Annotated in this window: 11 protein-coding genes and 1 tRNA gene; 6 read left to right on the forward strand and 6 right to left on the reverse strand. The window is 52.1% G+C overall.

Annotated features, from left to right (window positions below):
• Nucleotides 1-54: 54 nt before the first annotated feature.
• The gene (locus ACFSSA_RS12070) at nt 55-822 is read right to left on the reverse strand and encodes a segregation and condensation protein A (RefSeq protein WP_386820707.1); all 768 of its coding nucleotides are present in this window, start codon (nt 820-822) and stop codon (nt 55-57) included.
• An 81-nt stretch (nt 823-903) separates the two neighbouring features.
• Between ACFSSA_RS12070 and ACFSSA_RS12075 the strand changes: the two genes are divergently transcribed.
• Nucleotides 904-2,511 (forward strand): hypothetical protein, encoded by a 1,608-nt coding sequence (locus ACFSSA_RS12075; RefSeq protein WP_386820708.1) that lies wholly within the window; start codon nt 904-906, stop codon nt 2,509-2,511.
• Between the two features lie 42 nt (nt 2,512-2,553).
• Here the strand turns inward: ACFSSA_RS12075 and ACFSSA_RS12080 are convergent, their stop codons facing one another.
• From ACFSSA_RS12080 to ACFSSA_RS12095, 4 genes are all read right to left on the reverse strand, one after another.
• Nucleotides 2,554-3,270 (reverse strand): hypothetical protein, encoded by a 717-nt coding sequence (locus ACFSSA_RS12080; protein WP_386820709.1) that lies wholly within the window; start codon nt 3,268-3,270, stop codon nt 2,554-2,556.
• A gap of 114 nt (nt 3,271-3,384) precedes the next feature.
• A complete protein-coding gene (recF, locus tag ACFSSA_RS12085; RefSeq protein ID WP_386820710.1) occupies nt 3,385-4,446 on the reverse strand; it encodes a DNA replication/repair protein RecF in 1,062 nt (353 codons plus the stop codon).
• A 31-nt stretch (nt 4,447-4,477) separates the two neighbouring features.
• Nucleotides 4,478-4,696 carry a hypothetical protein gene (locus tag ACFSSA_RS12090; RefSeq protein WP_386820711.1) on the reverse strand — a complete coding sequence of 73 codons (219 nt, stop codon included), beginning with the start codon at nt 4,694-4,696 and terminating at the stop codon, nt 4,478-4,480.
• A 34-nt stretch (nt 4,697-4,730) separates the two neighbouring features.
• Nucleotides 4,731-5,981, reverse strand: coding sequence for an SGNH/GDSL hydrolase family protein (locus tag ACFSSA_RS12095; protein WP_386820712.1), 1,251 nt, complete (start codon nt 5,979-5,981; stop codon nt 4,731-4,733).
• Between the two features lie 190 nt (nt 5,982-6,171).
• Between ACFSSA_RS12095 and ACFSSA_RS12100 the strand changes: the two genes are divergently transcribed.
• Genes ACFSSA_RS12100 through ACFSSA_RS12115 form a run of 4 tightly spaced genes read left to right on the forward strand, consistent with a single transcriptional unit; the run spans nt 6,172 to nt 12,604 of the window.
• Nucleotides 6,172-6,708, forward strand: coding sequence for a sigma-70 family RNA polymerase sigma factor (locus tag ACFSSA_RS12100; protein WP_386820714.1), 537 nt, complete (start codon nt 6,172-6,174; stop codon nt 6,706-6,708).
• Nucleotides 6,705-8,309 carry a LamG-like jellyroll fold domain-containing protein gene (locus ACFSSA_RS12105; RefSeq protein ID WP_386820715.1) on the forward strand — a complete coding sequence of 535 codons (1,605 nt, stop codon included), beginning with the start codon at nt 6,705-6,707 and terminating at the stop codon, nt 8,307-8,309. Before ACFSSA_RS12100 ends, ACFSSA_RS12105 begins: the two co-directional genes overlap by 4 nt.
• Nucleotides 8,296-11,163 (forward strand): PSD1 and planctomycete cytochrome C domain-containing protein, encoded by a 2,868-nt coding sequence (locus tag ACFSSA_RS12110; protein ID WP_386820716.1) that lies wholly within the window; start codon nt 8,296-8,298, stop codon nt 11,161-11,163. Before ACFSSA_RS12105 ends, ACFSSA_RS12110 begins: the two co-directional genes overlap by 14 nt.
• A gap of 10 nt (nt 11,164-11,173) precedes the next feature.
• On the forward strand, nt 11,174-12,604 hold the full coding sequence (locus ACFSSA_RS12115) for a DUF1501 domain-containing protein (protein WP_386820717.1): 1,431 nt from the start codon (nt 11,174-11,176) through the stop codon (nt 12,602-12,604).
• Between the two features lie 17 nt (nt 12,605-12,621).
• Here the strand turns inward: ACFSSA_RS12115 and ACFSSA_RS12120 are convergent, their stop codons facing one another.
• A complete protein-coding gene (locus tag ACFSSA_RS12120; protein WP_386820718.1) occupies nt 12,622-14,346 on the reverse strand; it encodes a hypothetical protein in 1,725 nt (574 codons plus the stop codon).
• A 180-nt stretch (nt 14,347-14,526) separates the two neighbouring features.
• Here ACFSSA_RS12120 and ACFSSA_RS12125 point away from each other — a divergent pair.
• Nucleotides 14,527-14,602: transfer RNA gene (locus ACFSSA_RS12125), tRNA-Phe, on the forward strand.
• Nucleotides 14,603-15,349 lie beyond the last annotated feature (747 nt).

Below are 15,349 nucleotides of genomic sequence, written 5' to 3' on the forward strand. Positions count from 1 at the left end.
TTTTTTTCATCGGCGTATGGTTGATTTGATTCTCAAAAGATCAACAGGAAATCCTCATTGCACCTCCGCAACCTCCTCATGCCCCATTTCCACGGCAGTTCTTCGCTCCACGGTAATGGCGGAAAGCAATCCGTCCTGGCGGACGACAAATTGATTGAGCTTCATCAGTTCCAGGACGGCGAGAAATGTGACAATCACCTCGGATTTGGTGGTTGCCGATTGGAATAGCGCATCAAACGGCAAAGATTGACCGGGAAGGAAATGCTCGATGAGAAACTCAATCTTATCGGCTACCGTGTAGCGATCGTCCACGATATCGCCGAAGTCGTGGGATTCCTCAAACCGTTTCAAGACGTTCTGAAACGCTCGAATGAGATCGAATATTGAAACTTCGGCCAGTGTGGGAGGTTCTTCTTCAGGTTTGTCACCTGGATCCGGCTGATGTGCGAAGCGGCCCTGTTGCTCGAGCTCGCGGACGGAGAGGAAGCCGGCCGCGTCTTTGAATTTTTTATATTCGATCAGCTGCCGGATCAGTTCCCACCTGGGATCATCTTCTTCGGCATCCTCTTCGGGTGGTTGTTCCGTGCGCGGCAGTAAGGTGCGGGATTTCAGATACATCAGATTGGCAGCCATCACGATGAATTCGGAAGCCAGATCGATGTTCAGAAGCTTGAAGGTATTGATGTAATCGAGGTATTGCTTGGTGATTCTCTCGATGGATATCGCGTGTATATCCAGCTCATCTTTTTTGATAAGATAGAGCAAAAGATCCAGAGGCCCCTCGAAGATTTCGAGTTGGACTTTGTAATTCGGGTTTTCCAAGGAAATGTGTCTTTTATATGTTGTTAAGCGCTGATTTTCTACTCGTCAGGGGAGTGATGGAAAGCTTTTATACGCCCCGAGATGACCGGACAGTCTGAATCAGAACAGTTACAAAACTTTTATGAGCGATTGGGCCACTGGGTCTCGAAACAGGGCTTCTGGTTCCAGCTCCGCTATTCGTTATCAAATCGGTCTGGTGACGGCGCATTCGGCTATCACATGATGGCCCTGTTGTCCCGGATTGGTCTATTTCTCGTGCTAATCGGCTTCGGAATCTGGTTATTCCTTTTCACCCAATTCGGTAGTGAGAGATTTCACACAAAACTTGGTGAGGATTTTCGAAGCGGATTCGCCGCAAAAGAGGTCGAGATCTCCGGGATAAGTCATAAGCAGGGGAAATTATCCATCAACCGACTGGCGATGACAGGTGAAAAGGAAACGTTTTTCACAAAATTCCAGGTTAAGAATCTCAATTGCCAGATGAACATGCTCGATCAGTTCCGGAGTAGCTGGGAGCCTGGCTTGATCGAAATTTCCGAAGCCTCGGTGAGTCTGCGGGCGGGGGCTGATACGGATGCATCAGCGCAAGCCATCGCCGATGTGCTGTTCCAGAAAAGTGGCTACGCCAAATTTGATACCGTTGTGGTGAAGAAAGTGTCGTTGAATTGGGGGTATTCCGCCCGCACCAAGGGGCGGATTTCCTCTAGCCGGATGTCTGCGCTGCGCTTGGAAGACGGCTGGCGCCTGAATTTCAAAGGAGGTTATTTCAGTCAAAGTTGGCTGAAGAAGCTCCAGATCAAGGAACTTCAAATTGCGGTGAGCGAAAAGGGACTGGTATTTGAGAAAGCACTTTTTTCCAAAGGCAATGGCGTCGTATCTCTGGCAGATCTCAAGATAAAAGCGGGAATGCAACCGGAGATCAATGGGCACGTGAACTTGCGGGATGTCTCGCTAGCATCAATTCTTCCAATTGCGACTGCTGAATACCTCGAAGGAAAGATTTCAGGCGAGTTTTCAGCTTTTGGCTCGATCAATTCCACTGCCGGTGTCGGCTTCGCGGGCGAAGTGAGCCTCACTGACGGGAACTTTATCCAATTGCGCGATGAGCTACCGCTTTTGAAAGCGCTTAGCGTGGTGGATGCCTACAATAACTATCGACGGGTGATCTTTGACGAAGGTGGATTTCATCTGAAAACCTACGATGGCACAGCAACCATAAGTCATCTGCAGCTCAAGGCAGATGAGCTTTTCGCAGTCAACGGCGAGCTGACGGTGCGCCTTCCGGTTGATAATGTGGCCGTTGCGCTGGATCCGGAATTCGCGGCGATGAAAGCTGAGCTGAATTTGGATAGCGATTCCGATTTCACCTTGGCAAATGCGTCAGCCGATAAGAAAACCGAAGAGCCAGCAAACTCAAAGACATCTCTTTTTGAAAAAATAGATCAGGCTGCGGAGCTTCAGTTGATGCAAGAAAAGCAGACGGAAGCGCAGAATACGCAATATACTTATGAAGGTCGGGTCACAATTTCGCTGGCGAGAAATGCTTTCGATCGAGCTCCCAGATTGTTGAAGCTGCATCCTGTCTCGGCTGAAAGCAAACGCATTGAGATCGAAGTCCCGATACAAGGCCGCTTGGAAGAAATTACGATGGAGAAGGCCGATGATTTCTACAAATACGGAGCGAGATAGGAGAGGCCGATCGGAGCGGTTAGCTGAAATTCTGCCCTAAGATTACCACCGAAAGATCAAAGGGGGGACGACGATCCGCACGTTGCCGGGACCATTATTCTCATTTTCTTCCAGAGCTGTTACGAGGCCGTTTTCGAATTCCACCACGGTTTTGCCTTTTTCTTCTGTGGTTACGTGGGAAAGCTGCCGGTAAGCAATCCTTGAGACGGGATCAATGCGCGTGATGTAGTGCTTTACCTCTTCGTAATCAATGAACTCCCAGCTCCCGGACTCTCCATCGGCAGTGCGGCGGACAGAAGTTTTGGTAGGCTTTCCACGGGATTGGGAGACCTCGTCCAACGTCATCCCAATGGCAATTCCGCCTCCAGCAATGATTTCATTTACGGCGATCTGGCGATCATAAAGCTGCTTCAGCTTTGTCACGAAGTCTTCCTGCTCATGAGTGAAAGCCCACGGCGCAACCCAGCCGGCAACGCCATTGCGGGTGCCTTTGCCTCTGACCCGGTAAGCCTTTGCCGTCATTCCCTCAAGGGTGACGAATTGATCGGTCTGGAGGAAGCCCAAGCGGCGATTCCCATCCTTATCAGCATATACCGGAGCTTCTTTGATCACCTTGAGGCGAATCGGCGGATCTACGATTTCTTCGAGATACACAACGTCCGGCTCGGAATTCAACAATGACTTCCGGTCACTTTTGATCTCGGCGCTCACCGGTAGGGCGAGAATGACGCTCAGATAGGTGATGAGAACCGTTTTCATGAATACAATGTATGGTCTTTGTGGGAGGATGGAAAGCTAGAATTGCAGCAGACCACCCGGATTAGGACAGACCCGGTCAGGAATTTATTCAAGCCGGGCGACAGAGTCTCGCGATCAAAGTTTCCGCACCGAGTTCTCGCTCACCTGATGAACAGGGAGCGGGGAGATTCCCTCGGTGGATTCCAACCAGCCGAGATGGGTTGTCGTGATGAACTTCTGGGCGTGTTTTGGCAGATGATTCAAGAGAGCGTTCCGCCTGGCTGGATCCAGCTCACCGAAGATGTCATCAAGTAGGTAAATGGGAGTTCGCGCACATCGCTGGTGGAGCAGGTCTCCCTGGGCCAGCTTGAGGGCGAGTGCGATGGTTCTCTGCTGGCCTTCGCTTGCATAGTCCGAGGCTGGCATACCGTGAAGGCGGATCGACACATCATCCCGATGCGGGCCGATAACCGCTTGGCGGGTGGCGATTTCCCGCTGACGGGCCTGGAGCATGGAATCCTTCAGCGAGGGACCGGAGGCTGGGAGATAGCTCAGGGTCAGGGCCTCATTTTTGCCGGAAATATCCAGCTGGGCCGCTGCGACAAGCGGGCTGAGATCCTCAATCAATCTCCTGCGGGTTTCTGTCAGGTAGGTGCCGTGATCAATGAGTATTTCCTCGTAAGCGATGAGCTCCGGGAGGCGCAGTTTCGGTTCTTTCAGCAAAAGATTCTTTGCTTTCAAAGCCCTGCGGTAGCGGGTGAAAGCGGTGCGATATTTCGGATCCAACTGCGCTCCGAGGAAATCGAGGAAATGCCTGCGGGTCTCCCCCGGACCACGGATCAGCGATAGATCCTCATTTCCCATCCAGACGATGAGACCTCCATCGGAAAGGTATTCGGTGCGGGATTGGCGCGGCTCGCCATCCACTTTGAGTTTCAAGCCGTTGGCCGTTTGTTGGATTTTTCGTTCCTGTCCCCAGGGATCTGCCGCAATCCCAAAACCGGGAGTCGAGAATTTTGTGAGAGTGTTGAAACGATTGGTTCGCGGAGAATGAAGCCTGATCAATGTGCAGACGGCTTCCAGCAGTGAGGTTTTCCCTTGAGCATTTTCCCCGATAAGGATCACGCCTTCGGCAGGAAATTCCAGACTCAATGAGGAAAAACAGCGGAAGTTGAGAAGGCGTAGGCTCTGGATCATGCAGGTTTGTATGAACAACCTTTTGGGTAGCTTAGCTGAGATGATCCAGCGCTTTTTGGAATGACGAGTTCGCCAGATAATGACGAAGCTTTCCATCGAACTCGGCGAGATGCGCCTGGGTATACGCACTGATCTCCTCGGAGACTTTGATCAACGCCTGGAGATGTGCATCGGGGTCACGATCGCGGAACCCGTGGTCGGCAATGACCTCAAGACGTTTTTGGAGGAGTTGGCGGAGTTCCGTATGCATTTCGGAAGGATTAAGCAGCGGGTGCGATCAATGATCAAGGATTAGGGACTGCCTGATGAATGTAGAAGAGCTTTTTGTCCGTAGAGGAGGGCAGGATACGGATCGTCCCATCCGGCAGGTTTTGCAGGCGGGATGGAGGGACGGGGACCCAGTCATTGTTCAGGGTTGCGGATTGGAGAGGGGTAAGCGTTGCGTAGCGTGACGCAGAGGCATCCGGCAGGTAGCTGGCAGTGCCATCTGAGGAGAAGGTGAATGCGGCGTTTGGCAGGGAAGGATCTGTGGCAAGTAGGAATTCCATAAGGTTCGGCAAGGCATCGCCATCCGGATTATCGTTGGGTCCACCTCTGGTGCCCGCCCAGTCCAGGTAGGGCTGATCGGGATTTTGAGCGAGAACATCCGAGAGGATTTCGCGGTTTTCCATCAGTGGGATAGGGGGCTGCGCAAATTGATTGATTGCTTTCAGAATCTCATTCGCCAGAAGGGCTTGGCCGGCGGTGTTCGGGTGGAATCCATCATGGGTGAAGAGATGTAGAGGTGGGTTGGAATTTCCTTCGGGTAGCTTGAAGTAAGTGAATTCTGTGCCGTTGAGCTCGAAGGGTGATTGGTCGTGGATGCGGTCGGTCAATGAGTCGATTCTCGCGATGTAGGTATCCGGTAGAGCCGATGCCAGTCCGATCAAACTGGCGTTGACACTGGCAATACGCTGTCGGGCTATTATTGCGCGGGCCGGATCTTGGTAAGTGGCATTTCCGGTGATATCCGGGGTGGCACTAATATCGGGAAGAGTGGCAATGATGATCGGAAATCCCGCGGGAGCGTGATTGCGGATATACGAGTGGAGCTTGATGATACGGGGAGGAATATCCGCTAGGAAAGGTGGTGGCACAGGATCGGCATATATTCCGGTGTAGTTGGATTTCAGGTCATTTCCTCCCAGAAAGATCAACGCTGCATCGACAATCTGGAGATCGCTGTCCAAGGCATTGCGAGTGAAGCGATGAAGCGAGAAGCTGCCGGGATCGTAAAGAACTTCCTCCCAGTCTCTCGTGGTGTATCCCGGAATCCCATAATTGAACTCATAGCCGCCATTCCGCCGGTCCGGATAGCTGAGATAACGCGAATCATAGGCACCCATGCTGAACTCCGAGGGGCGTTCCGCATGAAGAATTTCCACCCAATTACGGGCACCCGGATAGGAAAATGGAATCTCGAAGGTGTATTCTTCCGTAAGCGAATCACCGATTGCCACCAGCTTGAAGGAAGTTGCCTGAAGTTTTGAACCCACGAAAAAACCAAGACTCACCGAAAAGATCAGAAGAGCGCGCGGAATAAACAAGAGCTTGGCGGGACGGACCATTCTAGAGGGTAGCCGCTTTTCAGGATTTTTGAAGCTACTTTTGGCGAGGGAAAGATTCCAGCTCGCGGAAAGTATATTGTTAACCTTTCGCAGGCTTTTGGAGTATGTAGGTAACTAAATGATGGATAGTCATGACAAGGAGCAGCAATTCATCGGACACCTGACCGAGATCCAGGTGCCCTTGCGCTTGTATGTCAGTTCACTGATGCCGGGAGATTCTTCCGCGAAGGATGTCATCCAGAATGCGAACACGACCCTCTGGAGAAAGCGCAATGAATACGAGCCGGGAACCTTCTTCAAGGCTTGGGCTTTTAGCATAGCCCGCTACGAGGTGCTCAATTATCGCAAAAAGGTGGCTAGGGAATCCCGCCTGGTCTTCGGTGAAGATCTTGAAAATGCTTTTGCCGAAGAGCTGAGCGAGCACTCGGATGATTTGGAGCAACGCCATGAGGCCCTGAAACATTGCCTGGAGAAACTCCGTCCCACACATCGGGAATTGCTTTTACACCGCTATTCCAGCGATGGGACTCTCAAAGATTTTTCTGAAAAAACTGGGAATAGCATCGGAGGGCTCAAAGTGACGTTGCATCGGTTGCGCAACGCGCTTCAGGGCTGCATTGAGAAACAACTTAATCTGGGAGAGGCCAATTCATGAGCAGTCAGGAACTGAAGCGGTTGATCGATGAATTAATCGATGACGAGATTTCCGAAGCTGATTTCCTTCGACTGGAGGCGGAGCTAAGCGTCGATGCCGGGGCACGGGCAGTCTATTATGACCGATTGACACTGAACGCATTGCTTCAGTCCGAAGCCAGTCAGGCGGAAGGAAAAACCGTGCCATTCCACCGGGGAGGCAAGCGTGGCTATATGGTGGCGGCTACTGCAGTCGCTGCCGTTTTCATACTGACTGCTGTAGGTTTATGGATCGGGGCAGGACCAATGAAAGGTGCGAACAAAGAGGATTTCATGGTATCTAGGAATCCGGAAGCACCCAAGGAATCGTGCGCCAGTGGATTTGCCGTCGTGAGCGGACAGGCAGGAGTCTCGTGGGAAAATGCCCCGTCTCTTCCAGATGGAGCATTGCTGCCGACCGGACAGCTGAGGTTGGAATCTGGAATTGCCCAGCTGGAGTTATTTAGCGGAGTGACGCTCACAGTCGAAGGTCAGGCGGAATTTGAGCTGATATCATCTATGGAAATGATAGTGACCTCGGGCAAACTTCGTGCCCATGTTCCGGAAGCTGCCCAGGGTTTTCGCGTTCATACGCCGAACGGCGAGATCGTAGATCTTGGGACAGAGTTTGCCCTGGATATTTCCGCCGGGCGCTCGGAACTGCACGTGATTGCCGGCGAAGTCCAGTGGCATCCAATCGGGGCGGAAATGACCTCCCTCAAGAAGGGGCAAGGTCTCAGAATCGATTCCTTGGGCAAAGAGCTTAACAGAAAGCCGGAGGACTTTGTGGGGAATGAGGATGTCCGCGAGCTTCTTTCCAGCGCGAGAGACATCCGTCACCGGGACTGGAGGAGATTCCGCGAATCTCTTTATGCGGACCCACGGCTGGTGGCGTTTTATGATATGAAATCGGCGGATTCCACCGTCAGAAATCTCCAGAACAGCGCGGCGGATGGAATAGGGAATTCTGCCGCGATTGTGGCGGCGGTCAGCGCCTCGGATCGCTGGGGAAACCCCGGTGGAGCTCTGGACTTCAGCCCCGCGGGAAGCCGGATCCGCATGGCGGTGCCGGGCGATTTTGACGGCTTAACACTACTTGTCTGGGTGAAGATCAATAGCTTGGACCGCTGGTATAATTCACTGTTTTTGACGGACGGGCATGATCGTCATGAGCCGCACTGGCAGATCCTGGATGACGGGCGCATGTTTTTTTCTGTAAAAAAATATGGGGATGGAGCCCGGGGACCCGGCCCGGATAAGCACATCTGTCTTTCTCCACCTTTCTGGACACCCGCCATGAGTGGACAATGGCTGATGCTTGCCACCACCTACAATTCCGATTCGGGAGCCGTCGTCCATTTTCTCAACGGAGAAATTCTAAGCCGCGAAATCATCCCAACGGACTATCGGGTGAAAAACGTTCGGATCGGGAACGCTTCTATCGGGAACTGGAGTGCACCGGTCATAAGTGATCCCGAATACGCGGTGAGAAACCTCAACGGGAGTATGAGCGAGTTCGCGCTGTTCCGCGAAGCTTTGACCTCAGATGACATTCAAAAAATCTACGATAATGGAAAACCCTAACCGTTTGAAAATCCTTAAGAATGTTCTGCTGTTTTTTGGCGGCACTCTACTGCTGGCGAAAGGAGAAAATTTATCGCAACCGGATGCCGAGCGTCTTTTTTCACTGAAGGTCTACCCGATACTGCAGGAAAAATGCTTTGCATGCCATGGCGATGATCCTGAAAAAATAAAGGGTGAGCTGGATCTTCGCTCACTGGAGGGCATGTTGAAAGGTGGCGAGTATTCAGATAAGGTTCTCGTCCCGGGAAATGCTCTGGAGAGCGATTTATACATCGCTGTCACGTGGGAGGATCCCGATATGGAAATGCCTCCCAAGGAGAACGACAGACTTCTGCCGGAGCAAATCTCAATGTTGCGGGACTGGATCAATGCCGGCGCACCCTGGCCGGATGAGATGACCATGAAGTCCTACCGGGAGGAGGAGTGGAAAGTCCTGGAAAACGAGGACGGTGTGATTGTGAAAACCAGCGGTGGTCAGTCGGATGCATGGACCTATCGCAGATACAAACCGGAGGACATCTGGGCCTTTCAACCAGTGGTCAAACCGGCGATACCAGATTCGAAAGAAAATCCTATCGATTATTTTGTGAATCGCAAACTCACTGACGAAGGGGTGGAACCGGCGGCAGAGGCGGATCCGTTGACTCTGATCCGGCGCGCGACCTATGATCTTGTAGGGCTGCCCCCAAGTCCCGGAGAAATCGAATCTTTCCGGAAAGCGTGGAGCAATGACAAGGAGGCCGCATGGGCCGGTCTGATTGACCGCTTGCTGGCTAGTCCCCAGTATGGAGAGCGCTGGGCGCAGCACTGGCTTGATGTCGCGCGTTATGCCGATACCGGTGGTTTATCGAATGATTATGAACGCTCCAATATGTGGCGTTACCGAGACTACGTGATCCGTAGTATTAATGCTGATAAACCCTATGATCAATTCATCGTCGAGCAAATCGCCGGAGATGAGATTGCAGATGCCGCATTGCTTGAAAGGATGGAGAATGATCATGAAAAATTTGATAAAGCCCGGCTGGAAGGGGCTTACAACGATGCGGAAAAAGAACTGATCATAGCTACGGGATTTCTCCGTGTCGGGCCGTGGGATAGTGCGATGATTCCTGTGCCGGAGGCCAGGCAGCTTTATCTGGATGATGTAGTGAATACTGTGGGACAGACGTTTCTAGCGACGACGATGCGTTGTTTCAAATGTCACGATCACAAGTTCGATCCCTTGCCGACAAAGGATTACTACCGCATGTATGCGGCCTTCAGTGGCACGCAGCTTGCAGAAAGAAACCTGCCTTTTTCGGATTGTGAAAATACGGACAATTTTGAGGAGGGAAACAAGCTGGTGCAGTCCATGCTTGGCTTTGCGAAAGCCGATCTCAAAAAGCTGGTGGAGAAGCGGGAAAACGCGGCCAGGAAGTGGTTTGCGGAACATGATCTGCCGTATCTCAATGAAGACGACCGCAAGGATCTTGCCGATGAGGTGAAGCCTCCGCGACATATCGGATTGACCATTGAAGAGCAGGGACGGCTGAAAGTTCGTGAACAGGATGTCTGGATCTGGAACCGCCGCCAGGAGCGCTACCTTCCAATGGTGCAGAGCGTATATAACGGCCCGGATGTGAAGCCGGATGCGAGGAAGCTGCGTATTCCCAAACAAGTCGATCAATCATGGCGCCCCAGGAATCATATCTACGGAGGGGGATCATATCTTGCACCGGGAGATGAAGTCGGCCCCGGCGTATTGAGCGCACTTGGCCTGCCGGTGGACGGGGCACCTGAAAACGATCCTTATATTTTACCGGATAATCTTTCCGGGCGACGCCTGGCTTTGGCAAAATGGATCGCCGATAAACACAATCCTTTGACCACACGGTCCATTGTGAATCGTGTCTGGCAGCACCATTTCATAGATCCCATTGCGGGCAATCCAAACAACTTCGGGGTGAAGGGAAAGAAACCGACTCATCCGGAATTGCTCGATTGGCTGGCGGCGGACTTTGTCGAAAACGGATGGACGTTCAAACGCATGCACCGGCTGATGATGATGTCGAAGCTCTACCGCCAATCGACAAAACATCCGATGATGGAAAAGCTGCGTGAGAAAGACCCGGAAAACCGCCTCGCAGCATACCGCAAACCCCGCCGTCTTTCCGCGGAGGAACTCCGGGATAGTTTCCTGAAAGTCACCGGTGAGCTAAATCCGAAGGCCGGTGGCCTGCCAATACGGCCGGAAATCTCAATGGAGGTCGCGCTACAACCCAGGATGCTGCAGTTCTCCCTCGCTCCCGCCTATCAACCGGATCCAACACCCCGGCAACGGAATCGCCGGACGATCTACACCTACCGCGTGCGGGGTATGGCCGATCCTTTCCTGGAAGTTTTCAATCAGCCAAATCCAAATGACTCCTGCGAGGCACGCGATGCCGCACCAGTAACCCCTCAGGTCTTCACGATGCTGAACAGTGATGTCATTACCGATAGGACGGTTGCCTTTGCGCTTCGTTTGGAACGGGAAGCGCAAACGCCTGGAGAACGCATCAATCTGGCATTTCGCCTCGCACTCGGGCGCGAACCGGCATCGATCGAAAAAGAACAGTTGCTGAGATATCTCTCTGATATGGAGCAATACCATCTGAAGAGTCAGCCGGAAACCCCTGTTTATCCGGTGAAAATTACTCGTTCTCTAGTAGAGGAGTTTTCCGGGGAGCCCTTTGAATATGAGGAAATCCTCCCGTCCTTCGAAAGTTATCAACCCGATGCCAAGGCTGCGGATGTCTCTCCATCCACTCGTGCTTTGGCGGATGTATGCCTGCTGCTTCTGAATTCCAGCGAATTCATCCATCTTTATTGAGCCGAATGTTATGAAAAATCCTATCTGTTCCCGTCCCATCTCCAGCGCGACAAGCCGCCGTGAGTTTCTTTTTGGCCTTGGTGCTTCGCTCGGCTCTGTCGCCTTCAGCGATCTACTTGCCCGGGAGGCTTCGATCGCAAAGGCCGCTGCTCCGCTCGCTGTGAAGCCGCCGATGCATGCCGCTAAAGCAAAAGCCTGCATCATGCTCTTTATGGAAGGAGGACCTAGCCACATGGATACCTTTGATCCTAAGCCACAACTCGGCAGACTTCATAAAACCGAGTGCAAAAGCAAAAATACTGCTGGGGGAAATTCCTTTGAGTTCTATGTCGGCAGTCCTTTCAAAAGCCGGAAAGTCGGTGAAGCCGGCCTGGATATGTGTGACCAATGGGTGCACATGGCGGACCCGGAAGTGGCCGATGAATTATGCAATTATCGGGGATGCCAAGCGGAATCCGTGAACCACCCGGAAGCATTGTTCCATATGAATACGGGCAGCCGCCTCGGTGGCGATCCGGGCCTGGGTTCCTGGGTGAACTATGGTTTGGGATCAATCAACCAGAACCTCCCGGGCTATGTGGTGATGACGGAGATGGCGATGCCTCAGGGCGGCTCGGGAAATTGGACCAATGGATTTCTTCCGGCAAGCTATCAGGGCACCCGATTCCGTCCGGAAGGCACACCCATTCTAGATCTTGCCTCACCGAATTTCAAAGACCGCGAGCATTTCCGCAGGACTCTGGACGAAATAAATTTTCTCAACGCACGACACGCGGAGTTCCATCCGGAACACGAGAGCCTCTCGGCAAGCATGGAAAATTATGAACTTGCCTACCGGATGCAGATGGAGGTCCCGGAGGTGACTGATATCTCAAAAGAGCCGGAGTATCTCCGGGAGGCTTACGGCCTGAACGATCCGGAAACCGCGGCTTTCGGTCGCCAGTGCCTGCTTGCCCGCCGCCTTGTTGAGCAAGGTGTTCGTTTCGTCCAGATCTTTTCCGGAGGCTGGGACAGCCACGACTATCTGGAGCGCGGACATAGCTCACGCATCCGCAGTGTGGACAAACCCATGGCCGCATTAATCAAAGATTTGAAGTCCCGCGGGCTCCTCGATGAGACACTTGTCGTCTGGACCGGTGAGTTCGGGCGCACCTCGTCCAACACAAAACGTGGTGGCGTGTATTCCCTGGGTAGGGACCATAATGCGAAAGCCATGACGATGCTGCTGGCGGGCGGGGGAGTGAAGAAGGGATCCATCGTTGGCGCGACCGATGAGCTGGGCGAGAATGCCGTGGAATGTGTGCATCCAATCCGCGATCTTCATGTAACGATGCTGGATCTCATGGGACTGGATGACAACAAGCTCACCTATTTCCATGCTGGACGATACAAGCAGCTCAGCCAGTTCGGCGGGCAATCCATCAAAGAACTGATAGGGTGAAGGTCCGCAGGGTTTCTCTACTTGAAGAGCACATCGACACCCATTGCGGATTTCCGCAGAAACTTCGGCATGTCCTTTGGGTTTCTTGGTTTGAACAATTTGAACGCATAACCGAGCAGATTGAGCGTAAAAAGATGGTCGAAAATGCGGTAACCCCGCTGTTTTCTGAGTAACAGGGTAGAGGCCCAGGCCAGCGTCCTACGCCGGATACGGAAGGGCTCGAAGGAAACTTTGATCCGGTAACGCTCACGTGTGCCTTCCGGATAGCGTGCCTTGTATTTTTTCTTCGCGCTTTTTATCCGGTCTGCAAGGACTTCATCATACGGCAGAAAATAATAGCGGCGTGCCAGCAATAGAATGGAAAAGAAATCACGCATGTGTTCGATATCGGCTACGGGCAGATCCGCTTCTTTCGCCAGTTGGATCATGTTCGGAAAATAGGTAGCGGCAGCTTCCCCTGATCTCAGGACATGCTCGGGATCTGGAACAAAATGTCTCAATACCTTCGATACGGCGTGATTGATAAAAAGACAGTCCCAATACACATTCAAAAGCGGCGGAATCCTCACACGCCTGAAGAATAGCTTCTGCCTCGCGAAGTCCTCGATGTATAGTAGCTCGTTGATCAACGTGTCCGCATAGCGTAATAACTCCAGGGTCGCAGGAGCCCGCTCCAGCCCCACAACCTCCTCGATCGACTTTTCAACACTAAGGCCGTATTTGAAAATGTAGATGGCCGTAGCCACATTGAAGCGTATCCAAATATCCGGATTTTTGTTACCCTCCAGAAACGCCAGCCTGCGAAAGCGATGCCAACCACCTGTCTGGCACCACATCGACATCCCCACCACATTTTCGGCTTCCTGGAGTTCCCTGGCAAAGTTCTCGCAATCGCGACCGATGAAGGAAGGGTATTCTCCCGCTCCTTCATACTCCCTGCGGCCCTGAAGCTCGATGATCTTCGCCTGTTTGACTCTGAAAAAGGCTTTATTGAGAGGAATGTGGCGGAAAAAATCGCTCTCACCATGTTTCATGGACACGATAAAATTCGGAGAGTCCAGTTTGTTGAGTGTTTCTGCAAGGGTGCCACGGTGCCAGATGAGATCTCCGATATTGTGCGCCCCAACCGTCCAGGTCCGCAGAATCAGTTTTTTCCCCCGCGAATCAAAATGGGGGAGTAATTTTTGTAACAAATGATTGGTCTCCCTCGGGTTGCGGAGATGTAGATGGGTGCGGATGGTATCCTTGACATCATTTCCGTCGCTTTCGCCTATCCTGAGAATCAAACCCGAAAGCTGCGGAAAATCGTCCAGCACCTGGGTGACCAGCTCCAGATAGTAGCGCTCCATTTCCGCAGGTTTGTCGCCCAGCGCATTTTCCACTGCCGGAGTCATCGGCATAATATCACTGGTCAGGAATACTTTCAGGTCGAATTCTTCGGAGAGGATATCGAAAATTTGTCGGAACTGCTCCCTATAGAACTTGATGTCTGCAGTGACGGTTGCTTCGTGAAGCGGATGATGGGCCAGATGGGCGAGATCGTCCAAAGTGACAGCATTGTAACCCAGAGTTGTCACTTCCCTGGCAAAGTGCCGGAGGTCGGAGCGAATTTTTTCCCATTGTGTATCAGCTTCCGGGCCACTGGTTTGCAGATGGGTGAACGGGATTTTCGACCAGTTTATGCGGCCTTTATCATAGTCCCGGAAAAACGGGCCGATTGCATCGATAAGAAAAAGTTCCATGTCTCTAACAATCGATCAAAGGGGCGATTGTGACATTCATCCAGCGGTAGGATGTGACGTGCTCGTCACATTTCATGGCCTCTCAACGGGGAGGCAGAAAAAAATTCGCATTATAGCTATTTTTAGATTGTCAAAACTCTCGCTTCGCTTCTTACTGCCGCCCCGCCCGAGAGGGTGTGAGGCCCGATAGCTCAGTTGGTAGAGCAGCGGATTGAAAATCCGCGTGTCCCTGGTTCGAATCCGGGTCGGGCCACCACTTTTTCCCTTGTTTGATAAGGGTTCGCAGATGGAAGCGATTTGACAGTGGATTGTGGCAGTGCATTGATACTTAGGCTCCTGGAAGCGTCAGGTGATGGTCTTACAATCCCGGCCGCTTCGCTCCTGGAGTCCAGATCAGATTTCGTTTTGAAACATTATACCACTGTTCGGCGTCCCCGATTTGGGAAGACTCCAATGCATCGTCACGGGATGCGTCGGAGATGGTCTCGAAACTTGGTTCTTCATTCTGCAATGGCAGCACTTTTAGACATCCTTGCGATTTCCACGGTCAGTTTGGCAAGTTCGTTGCCCCAGTCGGTCACTTTCTGCTGGACTCCGCGGATCGATCGATAGCTTGGGAAAGGCGGACAGCCATCACCGTCTGATACGGAACATAGGATAGCACTCCCGGTGTGTGAGTTAATTTCCTTAAATAACCTTCAAGAAGTCCGTATTTGTTCAAGTCTGTTGGCCGTTTGCGCAGCGCCACGCCCCATCGCTCCAAGTGACTTATATTAGTAAGGTCTGGATTTTTCGGGAATCCGTCTACGCTTCATAAGCTCAAGAAACCGACGGGAAAAGTCTTCCTTTTTATGACTTGTCATCTTGTTAGAACGATATATTTATCATTGAACCACAATCGAAAAATCCCTGTTTATTGGACAATATCGTGGCCTGACCCCATTTTCTGGACAGTTCTAAACTAGAGCTAACGTGGCTGGTGTTTGTCTAAGGAGAGGGGCGG

Origin of the sequence: Luteolibacter algae, assembly GCF_042683045.1 — a bacterium.
GTDB lineage: Bacteria > Verrucomicrobiota > Verrucomicrobiia > Verrucomicrobiales > Akkermansiaceae > Luteolibacter > Luteolibacter algae.